This is a genomic window from Streptomyces sp. SID14478 (genome assembly GCF_010548525.1).
In the GTDB taxonomy this organism is placed as follows: domain Bacteria; phylum Actinomycetota; class Actinomycetes; order Streptomycetales; family Streptomycetaceae; genus Streptomyces.
This window is the reverse complement of record NZ_JAAGMG010001164.1, coordinates 1-1,557: the sequence shown is the minus strand read 5'-3', so window position 1 is coordinate 1,557 and position 1,557 is coordinate 1. Positions and strand designations below refer to the sequence as shown.

Sequence of the window (1,557 nt, the reverse complement as noted above, 5' to 3'; positions counted from 1 at the left end):
GGCCGACCGGGCCGCCGAAGCGGCACGGATCGTCGCCGACCGCGTCGTCGAAGCCCACGACGCCGGCCCGGACGGCGCGCGCGGACGCCGCGCCGGACTGATGCGCGGCATGAGCGGCCCCGCCCTGTTCCTGCTGCGCCGCCACGAGCGCACCGGGGACCCCGACCTCCTCCAACTGGCCCGGCAGGCCATCCAGTTGGACCTCGACCGCTGCAAGACCGCCTCGGACGGCGGCCTCCAGGTCGACGAGGGGCGGCGCACCATGCCCTACCTCGCCGACGGCAGCGCCGGCGTCGGCATGGTCGTCGACGCCTACCTGCGCCACGCCCCGGCGGCGGCGGACCTGGAACAGGCGCGCGAGGGCATCCGCACCGCGGCGACCTCCCGCTTCTACGTCCAGCCCGGCCTGTTCGAGGGCCGCGCGGGCATGATCCTCCACCTCGCCCGCACCACGACGCCCGGCGCGACGGCCGACCGCCTCGCCGCGCAGGTCGACGCCCTGGACTGGCTGTCGATGACGTACGAAGGCCACCTCGCCTTCCCGGGACACCAGATGATGCGCCTGTCCATGGACCTCGCCAGCGGGACGGCGGGCTGTCTGCTCGCCCTCGCCGCGGCCCTGGACCCGGACACCGGCGCCCACCTGCCGTTCCTGCCGCCCCTGCGGCCCTGAGCCGGTGCCGCCGCACGGGCGACCGTACGGCGGTGTCGTGACACAACCGCACGCCCGTCCCCACGGGACCGAGAAGGAAAAGCACACCCACACCGATCGGTACGACGAACAGAAAGAGGAAGACCATGGCGCTTCTCGACCTCCAGAACCTCGAAGCCGACGAGACCGACCACGGCGGCGGCGGTGGCGGCGACGCGGGCAGCAACGTCAGCCTGCTGCTCTGCGACAAGCACAGCTCCAACAGCACGCTGCTGTGTCTGTGACCTCTTCCAGGTCATGAACGAAGGCGGGCCCTCCCGGACGTATCCCGAACGGGCGGGCCCGCCCCCGTGCCACCGCCCCGCGCCACCGCGCGACGCAAGCGAGGAGGTCCCATGACGGCGTCGGGTGACGCGCTCGTCCGCAGCGCGGTCCGGTACAGCGCCGGGCGCTGCGCGCTCCTGTGCCTGCTCACCGTCGCCTCCGCCTGCGGCGGTCTGGCGGTCCCCTACGTCCTCGGCCGCACCCTCGACGCCCTCTTCGCCGCCCACTCCGGCGGCGCCGGCGACACCGTCGGCGGTGACGTGGGCCGCTGGCTGGTCACCGGCGGTGTCCTCGTCGCGTCCCTCGTGCTCCTCGACTGCTGCGAGACGGTGCTGACCGGCACGACCAACGCCCGCACGACGGCCTGGCTGCGCCACCTCCTCGTGCGCCACGTCCTCGCCGCCGGACCCCGGGCCACCGCCCGCGTCCCGGCCGGCGACCTGCTCTCCCGGCTCGTCGGCGGCACCGCACAGGCCGGCCCCGCCCCCGCGATCGTCGCGGCGCTCGTGGCCACCGTGGTCACGCCCGTCGGCGCGATCGTCGCCCTCGGCGTCACCGACCTCTGGCTGGCCGTCGCCTTC

The 1,557-nt window shown here is 74.9% G+C and carries 2 protein-coding genes and 1 pseudogene; all 3 read left to right on the top strand.

The window, feature by feature from the left end; all coding sequences use genetic code 11:
* Positions 1 to 673 (top strand): annotated as a pseudogene (locus G3I40_RS37155) (lanthionine synthetase C family protein); the annotation flags it as partial.
* A gap of 125 nt (positions 674 to 798) precedes the next feature.
* Positions 799 to 936: a SapB/AmfS family lanthipeptide gene (locus G3I40_RS37150; protein WP_164559231.1), complete on the top strand. Its 138-nt coding sequence runs from the start codon at positions 799 to 801 to the stop codon at positions 934 to 936.
* A 111-nt stretch (positions 937 to 1,047) separates the two neighbouring features.
* The coding region (locus G3I40_RS37145) for an ABC transporter ATP-binding protein (protein WP_164559230.1) at positions 1,048 to 1,557 on the top strand (510 nt) is incomplete at its 3' end.

Coding starts and splice junctions, on each gene's coding strand:
- G3I40_RS37150 (WP_164559231.1), top strand. CDS start 799: ATGGCGCTTCTCGACCTCCAGAACCTCGAAGCCGACGAGACCGACCAC.